Raw genomic sequence first — 16,324 nt, 5'->3', positions numbered from 1 at the left:
CCATTTGCCTCTATGACGGTATTCCTTTTAGTATGGCAGGGAACAGCGCATGACATGTAGAAGAAGGTATACAGCATTCTTCTGAAAGTGGAGGGGAAAGAAAATGACATGGCATCATACTTCTATTAGCAGGCTGCTGAAGATAAAATACCCGATTGTACAAGCACCGATGGCAGGGGGGATCACTGTTCCTGAGCTTATCAGCGCGGTCAGTGAAGCCGGCGCATTGGGGTCAGCAGGTGCAGGGTATTTAACGTCCGATCAGCTTGATCAGCACATAAAAGAGATAAAAGCTTTAACGGAAAAACCGTTTAACGTGAATCTTTTCGTTCCTGAAAAAGAAGTAAGCATCCGCAAAGAAGATATTCAATCAATGGCAGGTATCCTTAAAAAGATGAACATGCCTGTGGATGATGTTTCATTTACAAATGAAACGAGTTATTTAAATTATGAAAAGCAGCTTGAGACTGTTCTTCAAAATGATGTGCCGATATGTTCATTTACATTCGGCCTTCCTTCAATAGAAGCTGTAAAGGAGCTGAAACGGGCAGGCAGGATTGTAATAGGGACGGCAACAACGGTTGCGGAAGCTATTTTATTTGAAGAACGGGGTGCAGACGTGATCGTCATGCAGGGAAGCGAAGCAGGAGGACACCGCGGTACATTCAATGATTCCGCTGATGCCTGTATTGGCACGATGTCTCTTATTCCCCAGGCGGCAGATGCTCTCTGCGTTCCGGTAATTGCTGCTGGGGGAATAGCAGATGCAAGAGGAATCGCAGCAGCGTTTATCCTTGGAGCAGATGGCGTTCAGCTTGGCAGTGTTTTTATCCCTTGCACAGAAAGCGGCGCACCTGCAGCTTATAAAGAAAAAATACTTAGCAGCAAAGAGGATGAAACTGTTTTGACGAGAGCTTTTTCAGGGAAATATGCCCGCGGAATATCGAATGCCTTTATTCAGAAGATGAAACCATTTGACAGCAGCATTTTGCCTTATCCTGTGCAAAATGAACTGACAAAGCGGCTGCGCAGTCATGCGGCACATGAGCTGAATGCAGAAAACATGTCGCTGTGGGCAGGGCAGAGTTTAAGGCTGATTAATCAATCAATGTCTGCAAAAGAGGTTTTAGACCAATTAATTGCGGGAGTGAACGATGTAACAGAATCAAGCTGGAAGGACGTGAATGCAAATGGATCTAAAAACGGCGGCAGCTTTTGATGAGAAAGATGAGCTTGCCCATTTTCGAGGTGAGTTCTATCTGAAAAAGGATACGATTTATTTAGATGGCAATTCCCTTGGCCTGCCTTCAAAAAGGGCAGAGTCAGCCCTGCTGTCTATGCTTGATGCCTGGAAGAAGTTTGGGATTGACGGCTGGACGCAAGGAGAAAAGCCCTGGTATTACTTAGCTGAAACCCTTGGGGAGCAGTCTGCTTTTCTGGTAGGGGCAAAGCCAGAAGAGGTAGTTGTAACGGGATCAACAACAGTCAATCTGCATCAGCTTGCAGCAAGCTTTTTTCATCCGGAAAAAAAACGGACGAAAATTCTGGCAGATGACCTGAACTTTCCATCTGACATTTATGCCCTGCAAAGTCAGCTGTCACTAAGAGGACTGGATCCTGCCGTGCATCTGGTTAAAGTGAAAAGCAGGGATGGGCATACGCTCAATGAAGACGATATTATCGCATCTATGACAAATGAGATTGCTTTAATTGTTTTGCCAACTGTTTTATACCGGAGCGGACAGCTTTTGAATATTGAAAAGCTGACGAAGGCCGCAAGCGAGCGCGGGATTTTGATTGGTTTTGACGGGTGTCATTCAGTGGGAGCCGTTCCGCATGAGTTTCATAAATGGGGAGTTGATTTTGCCTACTGGTGCAATTACAAGTATTTAAACGGGGGGCCAGGGGCTGCTGCAGGGCTGTTTGTTCATGAGAAGCACTTAGGAAAAATGCCTGGTTTAAGCGGATGGTTCGGGTCAAATAAAAATACTCAATTTGATATGGAACACACGTTTACCCCTGCATCCACAGCCGGAGCCTATCAGATTGGCACACCACATATTTTCAGTTCTGCCCCTCTATCTGCTTCTCTTCAGCTTTTTAAAGAGGCTACCCTGTCAGCCATCCGCAAAAAGTCACTGAATATGACTAGAATTATGATGGATTTAATGGATTCAGAGCTTTCAGGGTTTGCTTTTCGCATCATCAATCCTGCAGAAGACGAAAGACGCGGGGGGCACGTTGCACTCATGCACCCTGAAGCAGCAAGAATCTGCAAAGCACTGAAGCAGGATGGTGTTATTCCGGATTATCGCTCACCAAACATTATCAGACTGGCCCCTGTTGCATTGTATACCTCATACGAAGAAATTTGGAGAACCATTCAGGTTTTAAAAGACATTATGAGGGAAAAAAAGTATGAAAAATATGAAAATAAACGTGAGGTGATTGCATGAAAATTATTGATGTTTCAAGACCTGTCCAAAATAGCACGCCAACCTGGCCCGGCGATACGCCATTTGACTTTGAACTAATGTGGACAAAAGAAGCAAGCGGATCTGTTAACGTGGGCAAGCTTGAAATGAGCACCCATACAGGGACGCATATAGATGCCCCGTTTCATTTTGATTCAGAGGCGAAAAAAGTACATGAGCTTGATCTTTCCATCTACTGCGGAAAAGCAAAAGTCATCCATCTTCAAGATGTAGAAGTGATAACGGCACACGAGTTGAAAAAATTCGGCCTTCTTCAAACAGAAAGGCTGTTAATCCGTACAGATTCCTGGGATGACCCGTTAAGATTTCCGGAAGAATTCTCTTATTTTCACCCTGATGCAGCCGCATACCTGAAAGAAATCGGTGTCAGGCTTATAGGCGTAGATGTTCCTTCCGTTGATTTTATGAAAAGCAAAGAGCTTCCTGCCCATCATTCATTCCTTGAGAATTCTATTTTTATATTAGAAGGACTGGATTTAAGCGCCGCAGAACAAGGGGATTATGAATTGATCGCTTTGCCGCTCCGGATTGTAGATGGAGATGGAAGTCCTGTCAGAGCTATTTTAAGAACGTTTGAATAATAGACCTTTAAAACCGATTGTTTCTTTTCTTTTTAGGATAGAACGTGTATTCTGTTAGCAGGTGATGGAAAATGAAAATCATTCATTATTCTTATAGAAAGCGCGGCAAAATTGAATTCTGGTTTGATCAGTGGCCAAATTCGCCCGTCGTTTTTACTCCAATTAAAGAATACTATTTTATTAGAGTTGTTAAGTGGAGCGACCTTGATCCGCCCGTAGCCAGAGATGACCTTGGCAAGATGGAGCTGATTGTCAATCAGTACCTCGGACGTGAGGAATACTACTTGCAGCGCAAATATTTTGATAAGGAACGATTTGGGCTGCCTAAATAATAGGCGGCTATTTTTATGAGATCAGATAGGATAAAATAGTGCGCTTCGATGGCGTGCGGAAGCGCTCAGGCTCCTCGGCCAGAACAGCTCCGCAAGTATTTGCAAAAAGCGCCTTTTCTGTCGAGTCCTTATCTATCATGCCTGTGCGTTCTTGTAGGATCAGAATTTATATCTGTTTTGCTTCAATGGCAAGTTGAAACGCTTCGCAAAATTGAATAACGGTATGGGAGGGTAGGAAAACGTCTGAATCGTACCCCGCAAAATCGAATAACGGTATTGCAGGGTAAGAATGTCACAGATAATCTCTCCTCAAAATGAAAATACCTTCCGTTTCCCGCTCCAGTACAGCGATCATCTTTCACCACCCAGATTCTTAAACCTGTTTTCATAGAAGAAGGCGGGCTAAAGACTTTCCGCCGGATTCATATCAGCTTACCGGATTTGACCAAGCCGCTTGCGCTTTACTTATGTTACTTTAAATAAATGGCCGTCCCAATTTTTGAAACGATTTTTTGATCGTCAGCCAGCGGGAAATTTCCCTGGATGGCTCTTCCAAGCTTTCTGTAATCGTATAAATATCTGTAATCAAGCCTCGTAACTTGTGAAAGCAGATAAGCAGTTTGGACTGCTCCCTCTTTCCGGTATTTATTCAGGGATGCAATAATTCCTTCTGCATCTTTAATTCCAATCCCATGGCCGTAATAGAGATCATATCCCATATCGATTGTATTTTCTCCGCGCCACTGAGGCTTCTCTGGATCGAAATCCGGATTTTTAAAATAGACACAGTCGCCTGGCAGATAATCGTTGCCTCTTCTAGTAAACACACCCAAATCATCATCGTAATGCCAGTCATACAGAATCATGCCGGCAAATAGCCGATTGAAATGACGCTCTTCAATCATCTCAAGCACCGCTTTGTAAAAAACAGCCACAATGGCAGTGGCACATTCAAAAGCATACAGTTCCCCGTTTGCATAAAGATCCCTGATCCCTTCAGATGGTGGAACTCCGGGTTTTATGACAATGGCTCCCTGACTTGTCAGATCCCATAAAGCCGGGTTGCATTTGGAATATTCAAAGGTTGTAAACTTAACGCCGCTTTGATAGAGGGCTGAGGCAGCTTTGACAATCTCAATTCTTAAATCCATCTCAAATTTAAACTGATCAAAATGTTCAAAGGAATAGACTTCTTCATATTTCACCATTAAATCCAGAATCTCTTTTTGCTCACCGGTCAATACGGATGTATTCATAATATTTTGACTTTGATTCGCATTTTGGATTTTGATCACAGCAATCAGTCGCCTCCTGTTATGAAGCTGATTTAATAATTTATGAGAGCGACCTCTTGGTTGGAACCTCTGATGAATATTTCCTGAAGAAAGGACGTATGATGAATCAATTGTACTTCATCAGTAATTCCTACTTGACTGATTGGAATAATTGCATTATATTTTTTTAGTATTAAAGGAAAATGTTAGGGGGAGAAAAAATGTCTTCTTTTTTAGTAATTATTAATATTGCCGTTCTTTTGGGTCTTATCTTTTTATTATTTTTTATGCAGAAAAAACATATTTCGTTTTCAAAACGTGTATTTGCTGCACTTGGCCTCGGAATTATCCTGGGGTTTGCTTTTCAATTTATTTATGGACCGGAAAATGAAGTTCTTCTTGAATCAATCGGCTGGTTTAATATCGTAGGAAGCGGTTATGTAAAGCTTCTTCAAATGATTGTGATGCCGCTTGTGTTCATTTCCATTCTTGCAGCATTTACCAAAATGAAATTATCGAATAACATTGGAAAAATCAGTGTCCTAATCTTAGGTATTCTTGTAGGGACTACAGCAATCTCTGCCGCAATTGGAATTGGCACTTCTCTTGGCTTTAATTTAGAGGCAGTCCAAATTGAGCAAGGCGAGGCAGAAACAGCAAGAGGGGAAGCGCTTAATGCATCCTACACTGAGATTCAGGATCAGACGTTTCCTCAAAAGATCCTTGAATTGCTTCCGGGAAATCCTTTTCTTGATTTTACTGGAGCCCGCCCGACTTCAACGATAGCTGTTGTTATTTTTGCTGCAATCTTAGGTTTGGCTTTCTTGGGGGTTAAACGAAAAGAACCTCAGCATGCAGAGCTGTTTTCAAAAATTGTAGACGCCTTTTACGCCATCATCATGAGAGTTGTCACACTCATCCTGCGTCTTACACCGTACGGCGTGCTTGCCATCATGACAAAAACGGTTGCTTCTAGTGATCTTGATTCCATCTTAAAGCTTGGAAAATTTGTCCTCGCTTCCTACGTGGCTCTGCTTGTCATGTTTATCATTCATTTGCTGCTCCTGACGTTTGCGGGACTTAACCCGATCACATATATTAAAAAGGTTTTCCCTGTTTTGACGTTTGCTTTTACATCACGTACGAGTGCAGGAACCCTGCCATTAAATATCAGCACACAAACGAAACAGCTCGGTGTTCCAGAAGGAATTGCAAATTTTGCAGGATCTTTTGGCCTCAGCATCGGACAAAATGGCTGTGCGGGCATCTATCCGGCAATGCTTGCCGTCATGATTGCACCGACTGTCGGAATCGACCCGTTAAGTCCTTCTTTCATCTTTACATTAATTGCGGTTGTTGCCATCAGTTCATTCGGAGTTGCAGGTGTTGGCGGAGGGGCTACTTTTGCTGCAATTCTTGTCCTCTCAACAATGAATATGCCGATTGCTTTAGCAGGATTGCTTATATCTGTTGAGCCGCTGATTGATATGGGCCGTACAGCATTAAATGTAAGCGGCAGTATGACAGCGGGAGTTTTAACTGGAAAAATAACAAAAGAACTAGATACAGAAACGTATAATCGCAGCGGCTCATCACAATTGGAGCTGGAAGCTTAATAAAAAAAGCAGTTAGAAACTGAAAAGGTTCAGTCTAACTGCTTTTTATTTTAGGCTGTTTTCGCAAAGATTGTTGTTTTGATGATAAATGTTGACCGTTCCTTTCCGCTCCAGGAACTTGCTTTCCGCGGGGAGGGTGGGAGCCTCCTTGGCTTTTAGCCTGTGGGGTCTCCCATTTCCCTCTATTTTCCCGCAGGAGTCAAGTTCCTTCCGCTGCAATCCACTCATGGTCTTAAATATCTAGTCCTAGAGCAACAAAGTTTACGAAATGAGCCTTATTTTACAAACCCGATCGAAATGGCATAATGATCCGTAAGAACCTGGCTGATTCTTCTATAAAAATCTTCATTGCATTCAATCACCAAAACTACTTCCGTTTCTTTCGTTTTAGAACGAAGCTTTAGTTTTTTCTTTTTAATCACACGATAATAGATAAAATTGAGAAGAAATCCAAGCAGCAGCCCGCTCCCGGCTCCGATCAGCCCCCAATAAACTGGCCCCCACTCTAACTTAAACCCAATGCTCACGCCTATTACTGCAAAAGCGGTCGCAAGTGCGGCACCCGTATCAAACAAACTGACTCCATCAGAGTGATGAATTGAATCCATCAGGTTCATTGAATCGTCTGTTGTGCTTAATGAAACCGCCAGTATTTTCTCTTTTGGTATTCCTTCTTGTTCCAGCTGAGAAATGGCCAGTTCTAGATATGTGCTGTGTTCAAAGGTAGCAAATACTTGCAATGGAATCGCCTCTCAAACTCTGTCTCTAAATTTCACGCGATAATGCTGATAATTTTTCACTAAAAAATTCCTCTGCTCACCTATAAAAAGCTTATTGTTTTCAACTGTATTTATGTAGGCATCATAGGCAGCAAAACCGTACACAGAGGGGACAAACATCAGCCATGAAGGATTCAGAATATCTGTAGCATGCTGAACTTGTCCTAAAAACAAGTAATGTACCGCAAGCAGGCATTTAGAATAGTACACAAAAACCACTGTCCAGATCAGAGCAAAGAATCCCGTAATGAGGCGGTGAATATAAAGCTGCCCAGTTCCCGGCATTAAAAAAGACCAGGCGACTGCAATTCTGGGATTTCGTTTATCTAGATAATTGATTTCCATCCCCCCTATTGAAAACGTGTTGAAAGGGGCATTTTCCCTTTCAGCAAGCAGAAAAACACGATTAGAATCAATGGTAGTCCTGTAGCTGTCCCAAATAGCAAAGATGTAAACAGGAATATATAGAAGAGTCCAGCGGTAATCAAGGGCATCCCGCGCCTTGTCAATTTCACCGCAAAATGAATAAACCATGGCGATGTTCAAATGAGATTGCATGTTAATAAACACTTCCCAGATAAATAAAAGCAGGCCTCTGAAATATTTAGAAAGCAGAAGATGTCCAAACCCCGGAAAGGCTGCAGACCACCATGCAATGATATATGGATTTCTTAAATGAAATTGGGTCGTTCCAAACATGCTTAAATGAGCTTTATACCGTCTGTGCTGATTATTGCCAGTGTAATTATCCATCTTATTTCCTGCTGCTTTCTCTATATTGATATCCCCCCTTATTATTTCCTTTTTTATGGAAATACATGCGGAGAGTCCTGGAAGTTTCAAATTTAAACTATTTGATAGGAAAATGTATAATAAAGGATAGAACGCAAGTTAGGAGACAAAATGAGATGAGTTCACAAAAGACAGGACAAAAATGGCGGGTATTCTATCAGCTGATACGGGAGACAAAGCCTTCAAAGACAAAAATGGCAATTGCAGGCACGCTCAGCGTTTTATCTACAGGTGTCGGTCTTGTCATCCCTTTATTCACAAAAAATTTAATCGATGATTTCAGTTTTGACAATTTTGGAAGTGTGCATATCTTTCTGCTGATATCAGCTTTTATCGCACAGGCAATTACAAGCGGGGTATCCATCTATCTTCTCAATCATGTCGGTCAGCATGTCGTTGCCCGATTAAGGGAAAGACTCTGGAATAAGCATGTCCATCTCCCCGTTCGATTTTATGACGAGCACAAAACCGGCGAAATGATCAGCCGGATGACAAATGATACAGCCATTTTAAAAGGATTGATTACAGATCATATTACGAACTTCTTTACAGGAATCATTGCCATAATAGGATCGTTTGGCATTCTCCTTTATCTGGACTGGCAAATGACGCTGATCATGCTTGCCTTGATTCCTCTCTCCATATTCATTCTGCTTCCGCTCGGAAGAAAAATGTACAAAGTCTCAAAAGGTCTTCAGGATGAAACGGCCAGTTTTACAGCGTTATTGAGTGAAGTGTTATCTCATGTCCGATTAGTAAAATCCTCCAATGCGGAACAAAAAGAGTACGCTTCAGGAAAAAACGGAGTGGGCCGCCTCTTTCAATTTGGACTGGCTGAGGCTAAAATTCATGCATGGATTGGCCCGTTAATCTCACTTGTGATTATGTCGCTGCTCGTAGTAATTCTGGGCTACGGCGGTTTGAGAGTTCAAGCAGGAATTCTTTCTTCCGGGGATCTGGTTGCTTTTATTCTCTATCTTTTTCAAATTGTCATTCCAATGACTCAATTCACGGCTTTTTTCACCCAGCTGCAAAAAGCAATGGGAGCTTCTGAGCGGATCATTGAAATTCTTGAGGAAGAGGAGGAACATCTTCATTCAGGCAAGAAAATAGAGGACATTCATCAATCGATCCACTTTAATGAGATTGATTTTGCCTACAAAAAAGAGGAACCTGTATTAAACAAGGTAACTCTTGAGATTAAACCGGGTATGACAACGGCCATTGTCGGACCGAGCGGAAGCGGAAAAACGACGCTGTTTTCACTTGTTGAACGTTACTACTTGCCGACAGGCGGAGCCATTTATCTTGGGGATGAAAAAATAGACGGCTTTACCCTTGATTCGTGGAGAGCGCATATTGGCTATGTCTCTCAGGAAAGTCCGATTACCTCAGGCACAATCAAAGAAAATATTTGTTATGGATTAACTAGAGAAGTGACAGATGCAGAAATAGCAAAAGCAGCGAAGATGGCCTATGCGGATCAATTTATTGAAGAATTTCCTGATGGCTATGATACGCAAGTAGGTGAACGCGGCGTTAAACTCTCAGGTGGTCAGCGGCAGCGCATCGGCATTGCCAGAGCGCTGATCAGGGATCCTAAAATTCTCCTTCTTGATGAAGCCACCTCAAGCCTTGACAGCCATTCTGAAATCGTTGTTCAAAAAGCACTCGGCAACTTAATGGCCGGGCGGACAACGATCGTTATTGCCCACAGGCTATCTACGGTCATTGATGCCGATCAAATTATCTTTTTGGATAAAGGGAAAGTCACTGGAACAGGCACACATTCGGAACTGCTGGAAACTCATCCGATGTACAGAGAGTTTGCTGTTCAGCAATTAAAACTGAATGATAGCAGGTTAAATAAGACTGTCTGAGTTAGCTCAGATCGTCTTTTTTGCTGTGAAATTTTAAAGGAAAACACACGCGTGCGTATGACATTCATTTAGAAGATAAAAGGGAAAGGTAGAGAATTATTGACTGTTTTTGATTGAATAATAGAATTTATGATTAATAATGATTGCTTTTGAAAGTTTTTGGTTGATTTATGAAAAGGCTTACGTTAGAATGAACTCAAGGTAAAGATTTTAGGCAAAAAGAACGATTAGCTGGAGGTGACTGAATGATTACACCAGAACGGCACCGGATCATCATCAAGGTACTTGGTGAAAAACAGGTCGCAACGATACAGGAATTAGTTGATGCTACATCTTCTTCAGAATCTACAATTAGAAGAGATTTAAGCCAGCTCCAAAAAGAAAAGAAATTAAAGCGGGTACACGGCGGTGCTTCTCTTTTTCATCAAAAGGGAGAAGAGCTCAGTGTTATTGAAAAATCCACGCAAAATGCTGCTGAAAAAGAAAGAATAGCTAAATTTGCAGCAGGGCTTGTAAAAAACGGAGACAGCATATACATCGACGCTGGTACTACAACCATGCAGATGATTCCATATTTAAAAGAAAAAGAAATAACGGTCGTCACAAATGGCGTAACACATCTCGACATGCTGCTTGAATATCAAATACCCACTTACCTGATCGGAGGGATTGTAAAGCCGAAAACAAGAGCGCTAGTAGGCAGTGCAGCACAGTCAGGGATAAATGCATACAGATTTGATAAATGTTTTATGGGTGTAAACGGCATTCATCCGGAAGCAGGATTTACAACACCTGATCCAGAGGAAGCCGCAATCAAGAGACTTGCGATTACACTGTCTCAAGAAGCTTTTATTCTTGCAGATGATACAAAGTTCAACGAAATTTCGTTCTCTAAAATAGCGGGTCTGCATGAAGCAGCGGTGATTACGAATGAACTGGATGAAGACACCGCATATGATTTTAAGGAAAAGACAGAGATAAAGGTTGTGACAGCATGATTTATACTTGTACGCTGAATCCTTCCATCGATTATGTCGTGAAGGTAAACGATTTTAAAGAGGGGCACCTCAATCGCACGGAGAGCGCTAACGTTTTTCCGGGCGGTAAAGGCATTAATGTTTCAAGAGTTCTGAAACGTCTGGGAACAGAAAGCACAGCCCTTGGATTTGCAGGCGGATTTACAGGCGAGTTCATCAAAGAATTTCTTTCATCAGAGGAAATTACACATGATTTTATCCGTGTCTCAGATCATACAAGAATTAACGTCAAGCTTAAATCTGCTAAAGAAACAGAAATCAATGGCCAGGGCCCTCAGATTTCCAAACAGCAAAAGCTTGAATTGCTTGGGAAAATGGATAAATTTCAAGCCGGGGATGTACTTGTTTTAGCAGGGAGCATTCCATCCGCTCTTGACGAAGGCTTTTACAAAGAAATTGCTGATATATGCTTGAAAAACGGAGTGAAAGTTGTCATTGATGCAGCAGGCAATGCTTTAAGAAGGACGTTCCAAAGCAAGCCGTTCCTCATCAAGCCAAATCACCATGAATTAGGCGAACTGTTCGATACTCAGGTCAGCAGCAAGGAAGAAGCTGTTCATTATGGGAAGAAACTGCTTGAAGAAGGCGTGCAGAATGTGATTGTTTCAATGGCGGAAAAAGGCGCCATTTTCATCAATCAGCACGGAGCATTTTTTGCAAATGTACCGTCTGGAAAAGTAAAGAATTCCGTTGGAGCGGGAGATTCAGTTGTTGCAGGCTTCATTGCTGGATACAAAGAGCATGGGGATTATAAGCAAGCCTTTAAACAGGGTGTTGCCACAGGGAGCGCAACTGCTTTTTCAGAAGATCTGACAACACAGGAATTTGCGGCAAAGCTCATAACTGAAGTGAAAGTCAATGAGATTTAGATATTCATTGAAGGGGGAAGAAAAATGAAGATTACAGATTTATTAACAAGCGAAACGATGATCCTTGACCTGAATGCCCAATCAAAAGCGGCTGTTATCGACGAAATCATTGAGATACTAGATCGTGCAGGCAAGCTTAAAAATAAAGAAGAGTATAAAACAGCTATTTTGGCAAGGGAAGATCAGAGCACGACTGGAATCGGCGAAGGGATTGCCATCCCTCATGCAAAAACAAGTGCAGTATCTGTACCTGCGATTGCATTTGGCCGCTCTGCAAAAGGCATAGACTATGAATCTCTCGATGGACAAAATGCTCATCTCTTTTTCATGATTGCCGCTTCTGAAGGAGCAAACAATGAACATTTGCAAACGCTTTCCAGACTTTCCAGTTTTTTGATGGATCCAGCTTTCAAAAAGCAGCTTGAAGAGGCGGCTACTAAAGAAGAAGTTCTCGCTGCTATTGATCAAAAAGAAAAAGAGATGGAAGCAGAAGAAGAACCTGCATCATCCGGTGCAGGCAAGAAAATCCTTGCTGTCACAGCATGTCCAACTGGAATTGCACACACATATATGGCTGCAGATGCCCTGAAGGCAAAAGCGAAAGAAATGGGTGTGAGCATTAAGGTTGAAACAAATGGATCAGGCGGAATTAAAAATGGTTTGACGGCTGAAGACATTGCAGAAGCAGAAGCGATTATCGTAGCTGCTGACAAGCAAGTGGAAATGGATCGTTTCGCAGGCAAGCATGTCATTCAGGTGCCTGTTGCGCAAGGAATCAGAAAGCCAGGGGAATTGATTCAAAAAGCGCTGGATCAAGATGCGCCTGTTTATAAAAGCAGCGGTGAGAAGAAAACAGCTGACTCACCTAAAACAGGAAGAAGCGGTTTTTATAAGCATCTCATGAATGGTGTATCAAATATGCTGCCGTTTGTCGTAGGTGGGGGGATTCTCATTGCGCTTTCCTTTGTTTTTGGTATTAAAGCAGCAGATCCAAACGACCCGTCTTATCATCCGATAGCTGAAGCATTAAGCACAATCGGAGGCGGCAATGCCTTTTATCTCATGATTCCTGTCTTAGCTGGATTTATTGCAATGAGTATTGCGGACCGGCCGGGATTTGCTCCGGGTATGGTCGGCGGTCTTATGGCAGCTACAGGGGGAGCTGGTTTCCTTGGCGGATTAATCGCAGGCTTCCTGGCAGGCTACTTAGTGGTCGGACTGAAGAAAGCATTCAGCGGTCTGCCGAATTCTCTTGAAGGCATCAAGCCTGTACTGCTTTATCCTCTGTTCGGTATTTTACTGACAGGTTTGATTATGATGTTTATTATTATCGAACCAGTGAAAGCATTAAATGATGGGTTGACGGTTTGGCTTAAAGGCATGGGAACAGGAAACCTTGTACTGCTCGGATTGATTTTAGGCGGGATGATGGCTGTAGATATGGGCGGGCCAATCAACAAAGCGGCATTCACATTCGGGATTGCCATGATTGACGCAGGAAACTTTGCACCGCATGCAGCTATTATGGCTGGCGGAATGGTGCCTCCTCTTGGTCTGGCTCTTTCCACAACTTTCTTTAAAAAGAAGTTTACAAAAGCAGAGCGTGAAGCAGGGAAAACGAATTACGTTATGGGAGCATCTTTTATTACTGAAGGAGCGATTCCGTTTGCAGCAGCTGATCCGGCCCGTGTTATTCCGGCTGCGGTTATCGGATCTGCGGCGGCAGGAGCGCTTACGATGATGTTTGGCATCGGTCTTCGCGCACCCCACGGGGGAGCGTTTGTTATCCCGATTGTTGACGGAAATCCATTGCTGTATGTTGCAGCGATTTTGATTGGATCCCTGATCACAGCAGTCATAGTCGGGTTTATGAAAAAAGAAGTGAAAGAATAAACGAAAGGCCTATTCACATGATGAATAGGCCTTTCTTACATGAAGCCAACTATTTTTGATACAATAGGCAGAGTATCTGCTTTAATTGATTGGAGGAACAAACATGACAGACAACATTTATTATGATTTTTGGTATTTAAAATCAGAAGAAATTAAGCTTGACGGCTCTGATACAGGAGCAGTAGCTTATGAAGTCGGCATTCATGTGTTTGCAGGTGAAGAATTTGATCAGCTATTGGATGATGTCCGGATCTCAGGATTGAATAAAGAAGAGCTGCTTAGTTTTGACGTGTTAAACGCTGATCGCTTATTTTTAAAGCTTGAAGAAGAGGGGCTGCACAGTGTCGTCCGTGATATCAAAACAACAGGTTTTTATTTTGTGATGAACGAAAAAATGATTGTCAGTCAAGGAAAATAGACAGCTCTAAAATTGACCTCGCTGCTTGCCTGAGTGTATAATAAAACTAACTTAAATATTTCTTCCTTAAAGGGGAGTAGCTTTAACAGCAAAGTCGTCATTACGGGAATGTTCCCCGGCTTTGCTGGCAGCGATGCTGTTAGCGAGACCTTTGCCGATTATTTGGTGAAGTCTCTTTCGAAAAAAGACGTTATGACCAAGTAATTGGATCTGACGTCTTTTATTTTTTTATAAAAATAAACCAAAAGGAGCTGTGTGATGATGAAAATGTTTAAAGTATTGGCTGTTTTGTCATTAGTGTTTCTAAGCGGGTGTTCTATACTTGACGGCGTAAATTCTTCCCTTCAGTATGCAAATGATACTAAGGACTATATTAATGAGGCGAGTGCATTTGCAGAAGAGCTGCCGGCACTGGCTGAAGAGGCTGTAAATAATGGAGAAGCCAGAGCAGAGCTTGAGAAGAGCTTAAATGATATGAAAGAAGAAATAAAGATATTTAAAGAAACTGAAGCGCCTGAGATTGCTCTGGATGCCCATAATCAGCTTGTCGGCTACAGCGAATCCCTTGAAAGCGGAATTGATTCTGCTTTGGAGCAAATTGAAAACGGTGATTGGAACATTCAGCTTCTTGAAGACTCTGAAATTGTCAAAACCATATCAGATATGAAAGGGATCTTAGATCAAATTGAACAGCTTGGATCTTAATGATAAAGGTAAAGAGGGAGAGGAGGTTCTCAGAATGAAAGGATATAAGCAATTTGCAGATAGCGTTAAAATAGGAGGAAAAGGGACTCGCGCCAAACTGCAAGGCTATGACTCTTCTTTGACCTTCATCGGAGCAGGCCGGAGCGCATTTGTTTTTAAACTGCCGAATGAGAACAAAGCGTTAAAAGTGTTCTTTCCTTCTTTTACTCATATTGCAATGGAAGAAGCGGAAATATACAGAACTCTTCAGGGAATTGAGTATTACCCCAATTTATATGAAGCGGGGGAAAACTTCTTAGTTATTGATTATATTGAAGGAAGCACTCTTTTTGATTGTGTCAGCACGGGAATTTCCATTACAGATCAGCATATTGCGGAAATTGACAAAGCCCTTATGCACGCTAAAGAAAGAGGACTGAATCCGTCTGACATTCACCTTCGCAATATATTCATAAATGAACGGGGCGAAATCAAAATGATTGATGTTGCCCGGTTCCGCCAAACTAAAAATTGCACACAGTGGGACGATCTGAAAACGGCTTTTCATAAATATTACCGAAAAACCTACTTCCCTAAAAAAATACCTGCTGCCATGATGAATTTTATTGCAGCCCTGTACAAGAAAAAGCTGATTCCCTTTCCATCATAAAAAACGAGAGATTTCTGGTGAATGAGATCTCTCGTTTTTTTTTAGAAATAAGAAAGTATAAAACTTTGCGCTTTTCTTTCCTATAATAATTTTATTTGATAATAAGCAGCAATGCTCTGCTGCAGCTCTGCTAAAGAAGAATCCTGATTTAAGTTCGCAAGCATTCCCTGTATGACAGGGATACGCGGTGAATCTTCCTTCATTTCAGCCTCAATCACTTCAAGTGTAACTTGAAGATCTCCTGATAGCTGCTGTTTGATGTGTTCAATTTTCGCTAAAATTTCATCATGGCTTATTGCTGAACATAAAGAGAAGATGTTTTTCTCGCCTTCGCCGGAAAGGATTGGTTTTTCTTGCGAGTTTTTCAGTCCTGCAGCAAGATCATCCACTCTGTTTAAAAGAAAAGCAGCAAGTTCATCAAAATCCAATTCCGCTTTTTCAAAGATAATGAATTTTAAATAGGAATGAATCATCCCCTGAAGGATCGTGCTTACATCCCAGATATATTCTTTAATGGACTCGCCGTATATAGATAGAAGCGCATTTTTAACAAAAAGATTGGAATCAATATTCATCTTTTGAATGAAAGCTGCCATTGAAGGATTATTGGGTATGGCGTTTTCTCTCATTTGCATAATAATAAAATCCTTATGTTTATTAATTTCACTCAGCTGGCAGGAAAGCTGAGCGATTAAAAGGGCACGAGGTTCCAGATCCTTCTCTTTCACAGCCTCCATTTTTGAATGGATCAGCTCAAAATGATATTTGAATGTTTCAAGCAGAAGAGCTTCCTTCGATTTAAAATAAAGGTAAAATGACCCTTTAGAAATTTCGCATTCATTCGCAATATCCTGTATGGAAGTGGAAGAAACTCCTTTTTTAGCGAAAAGGCTCATAGCCGCTTCAATAATCCGCTTTTCTTTTTCCTTCATCGTGTAATCTCCTTATTTAACAGTAAAGATTGTGTATAAGCATACATAGTTATAACTTGGGCATAATGTTCT

The 16,324-nt window shown here is 41.8% G+C and carries 16 protein-coding genes; 12 read left to right on the top strand and 4 right to left on the bottom strand.

Features of this window, described 5'->3' with window-relative positions; all coding sequences use genetic code 11:
• Positions 1-103 precede the first annotated feature (103 nt).
• The 4 genes from ABEQ24_RS10250 to ABEQ24_RS10235 all read left to right on the top strand — a co-directional run bounded on the left by ABEQ24_RS10250 (position 104) and on the right by ABEQ24_RS10235 (position 3,408).
• Positions 104-1,219: an NAD(P)H-dependent flavin oxidoreductase gene (locus tag ABEQ24_RS10250; RefSeq protein WP_430006701.1), complete on the top strand. Its 1,116-nt coding sequence runs from the start codon at positions 104-106 to the stop codon at positions 1,217-1,219.
• Positions 1,185-2,456: a kynureninase gene (gene kynU, locus ABEQ24_RS10245; protein WP_430006700.1), complete on the top strand. Its 1,272-nt coding sequence runs from the start codon at positions 1,185-1,187 to the stop codon at positions 2,454-2,456. Before ABEQ24_RS10250 ends, kynU begins: the two co-directional genes overlap by 35 nt.
• The gene (kynB, locus tag ABEQ24_RS10240) at positions 2,453-3,076 is read left to right on the top strand and encodes an arylformamidase (RefSeq protein WP_430006699.1); all 624 of its coding nucleotides are present in this window, start codon (positions 2,453-2,455) and stop codon (positions 3,074-3,076) included. The genes kynU and kynB overlap by 4 nt, the downstream gene beginning before the upstream one ends.
• Before the next feature lie 71 nt (positions 3,077-3,147).
• The gene (locus ABEQ24_RS10235; RefSeq protein WP_430006698.1) at positions 3,148-3,408 is read left to right on the top strand and encodes a hypothetical protein; all 261 of its coding nucleotides are present in this window, start codon (positions 3,148-3,150) and stop codon (positions 3,406-3,408) included.
• Positions 3,409-3,878: 470 nt separating this feature from the next.
• Here ABEQ24_RS10235 and ABEQ24_RS10230 read toward each other — a convergent pair whose 3' ends face one another.
• Positions 3,879-4,703 carry a protein-glutamine gamma-glutamyltransferase gene (locus tag ABEQ24_RS10230; protein WP_430006697.1) on the bottom strand — a complete coding sequence of 275 codons (825 nt, stop codon included), beginning with the start codon at positions 4,701-4,703 and terminating at the stop codon, positions 3,879-3,881.
• A 200-nt stretch (positions 4,704-4,903) separates the two neighbouring features.
• On the opposite strand from ABEQ24_RS10230, the gene ABEQ24_RS10225 reads away from it, so the two are divergent.
• The gene (locus tag ABEQ24_RS10225; protein ID WP_430006696.1) at positions 4,904-6,298 is read left to right on the top strand and encodes an L-cystine transporter; all 1,395 of its coding nucleotides are present in this window, start codon (positions 4,904-4,906) and stop codon (positions 6,296-6,298) included.
• Between the two features lie 275 nt (positions 6,299-6,573).
• On the opposite strand, the gene ABEQ24_RS10220 is transcribed toward ABEQ24_RS10225, so the two are convergent.
• Positions 6,574-7,038 (bottom strand): hypothetical protein, encoded by a 465-nt coding sequence (locus tag ABEQ24_RS10220; protein ID WP_430006695.1) that lies wholly within the window; start codon positions 7,036-7,038, stop codon positions 6,574-6,576.
• Positions 7,039-7,050: 12 nt separating this feature from the next.
• Positions 7,051-7,830, bottom strand: coding sequence for a hypothetical protein (locus ABEQ24_RS10215; protein ID WP_430006694.1), 780 nt, complete (start codon positions 7,828-7,830; stop codon positions 7,051-7,053).
• A 155-nt stretch (positions 7,831-7,985) separates the two neighbouring features.
• On the opposite strand from ABEQ24_RS10215, the gene ABEQ24_RS10210 reads away from it, so the two are divergent.
• From ABEQ24_RS10210 to ABEQ24_RS10180, 7 genes are all read left to right on the top strand, one after another.
• Positions 7,986-9,749 (top strand): ABC transporter ATP-binding protein, encoded by a 1,764-nt coding sequence (locus ABEQ24_RS10210; RefSeq protein WP_430006693.1) that lies wholly within the window; start codon positions 7,986-7,988, stop codon positions 9,747-9,749.
• Positions 9,750-9,994: 245 nt separating this feature from the next.
• On the top strand, positions 9,995-10,747 hold the full coding sequence (locus ABEQ24_RS10205) for a DeoR/GlpR family DNA-binding transcription regulator (RefSeq protein ID WP_430006692.1): 753 nt from the start codon (positions 9,995-9,997) through the stop codon (positions 10,745-10,747).
• Complete coding sequence (pfkB, locus tag ABEQ24_RS10200) at positions 10,744-11,655, top strand: 1-phosphofructokinase (protein WP_430006691.1); 912 nt, start codon at positions 10,744-10,746, stop codon at positions 11,653-11,655. The genes ABEQ24_RS10205 and pfkB overlap by 4 nt, the downstream gene beginning before the upstream one ends.
• 24 nt (positions 11,656-11,679) lie before the next feature.
• Positions 11,680-13,548 carry a PTS fructose transporter subunit IIABC gene (locus ABEQ24_RS10195; protein WP_430006690.1) on the top strand — a complete coding sequence of 623 codons (1,869 nt, stop codon included), beginning with the start codon at positions 11,680-11,682 and terminating at the stop codon, positions 13,546-13,548.
• 103 nt (positions 13,549-13,651) lie between these two features.
• Complete coding sequence (locus tag ABEQ24_RS10190) at positions 13,652-13,966, top strand: hypothetical protein (RefSeq protein ID WP_430006689.1); 315 nt, start codon at positions 13,652-13,654, stop codon at positions 13,964-13,966.
• Positions 13,967-14,224: 258 nt separating this feature from the next.
• Positions 14,225-14,671 carry a DUF6376 family protein gene (locus ABEQ24_RS10185; RefSeq protein WP_430006688.1) on the top strand — a complete coding sequence of 149 codons (447 nt, stop codon included), beginning with the start codon at positions 14,225-14,227 and terminating at the stop codon, positions 14,669-14,671.
• Between the two features lie 34 nt (positions 14,672-14,705).
• Positions 14,706-15,320 (top strand): protein kinase family protein, encoded by a 615-nt coding sequence (locus ABEQ24_RS10180; RefSeq protein ID WP_430006687.1) that lies wholly within the window; start codon positions 14,706-14,708, stop codon positions 15,318-15,320.
• Positions 15,321-15,400: 80 nt separating this feature from the next.
• On the opposite strand, the gene ABEQ24_RS10175 is transcribed toward ABEQ24_RS10180, so the two are convergent.
• Positions 15,401-16,252 (bottom strand): TetR/AcrR family transcriptional regulator, encoded by an 852-nt coding sequence (locus tag ABEQ24_RS10175; protein ID WP_430006686.1) that lies wholly within the window; start codon positions 16,250-16,252, stop codon positions 15,401-15,403.
• Positions 16,253-16,324: the final 72 nt, after the last annotated feature.

Source organism: Metabacillus idriensis, assembly GCF_050483325.1.
In the GTDB taxonomy this organism is placed as follows: Bacteria; Bacillota; Bacilli; order Bacillales; family Bacillaceae; genus Bacillus_P; species Bacillus_P idriensis_A.
The sequence above is the reverse complement of the archived record's forward strand: the minus strand, read 5'-3'. Positions and strand labels throughout refer to the sequence as shown.

What these genes read in the sequence shown, in the direction of transcription:
- ABEQ24_RS10175 (WP_430006686.1), bottom strand. Translation starts at nt 16,252, where the DNA reads ATGAAGGAAAAAGAAAAGCGGATTATTGAAGCGGCTATGAGCCTTTTC.
- ABEQ24_RS10225 (WP_430006696.1), top strand. Translation starts at nt 4,904, where the DNA reads ATGTCTTCTTTTTTAGTAATTATTAATATTGCCGTTCTTTTGGGTCTT.
- ABEQ24_RS10195 (WP_430006690.1), top strand. Translation starts at nt 11,680, where the DNA reads ATGAAGATTACAGATTTATTAACAAGCGAAACGATGATCCTTGACCTG.
- ABEQ24_RS10215 (WP_430006694.1), bottom strand. Translation starts at nt 7,830, where the DNA reads ATGGATAATTACACTGGCAATAATCAGCACAGACGGTATAAAGCTCAT.
- ABEQ24_RS10185 (WP_430006688.1), top strand. Translation starts at nt 14,225, where the DNA reads ATGATGAAAATGTTTAAAGTATTGGCTGTTTTGTCATTAGTGTTTCTA.
- ABEQ24_RS10205 (WP_430006692.1), top strand. Translation starts at nt 9,995, where the DNA reads ATGATTACACCAGAACGGCACCGGATCATCATCAAGGTACTTGGTGAA.
- ABEQ24_RS10250 (WP_430006701.1), top strand. Translation starts at nt 104, where the DNA reads ATGACATGGCATCATACTTCTATTAGCAGGCTGCTGAAGATAAAATAC.
- ABEQ24_RS10210 (WP_430006693.1), top strand. Translation starts at nt 7,986, where the DNA reads ATGAGTTCACAAAAGACAGGACAAAAATGGCGGGTATTCTATCAGCTG.
- ABEQ24_RS10235 (WP_430006698.1), top strand. Translation starts at nt 3,148, where the DNA reads ATGAAAATCATTCATTATTCTTATAGAAAGCGCGGCAAAATTGAATTC.
- kynU (WP_430006700.1), top strand. Translation starts at nt 1,185, where the DNA reads ATGCAAATGGATCTAAAAACGGCGGCAGCTTTTGATGAGAAAGATGAG.
- pfkB (WP_430006691.1), top strand. Translation starts at nt 10,744, where the DNA reads ATGATTTATACTTGTACGCTGAATCCTTCCATCGATTATGTCGTGAAG.
- kynB (WP_430006699.1), top strand. Translation starts at nt 2,453, where the DNA reads ATGAAAATTATTGATGTTTCAAGACCTGTCCAAAATAGCACGCCAACC.
- ABEQ24_RS10180 (WP_430006687.1), top strand. Translation starts at nt 14,706, where the DNA reads ATGAAAGGATATAAGCAATTTGCAGATAGCGTTAAAATAGGAGGAAAA.
- ABEQ24_RS10190 (WP_430006689.1), top strand. Translation starts at nt 13,652, where the DNA reads ATGACAGACAACATTTATTATGATTTTTGGTATTTAAAATCAGAAGAA.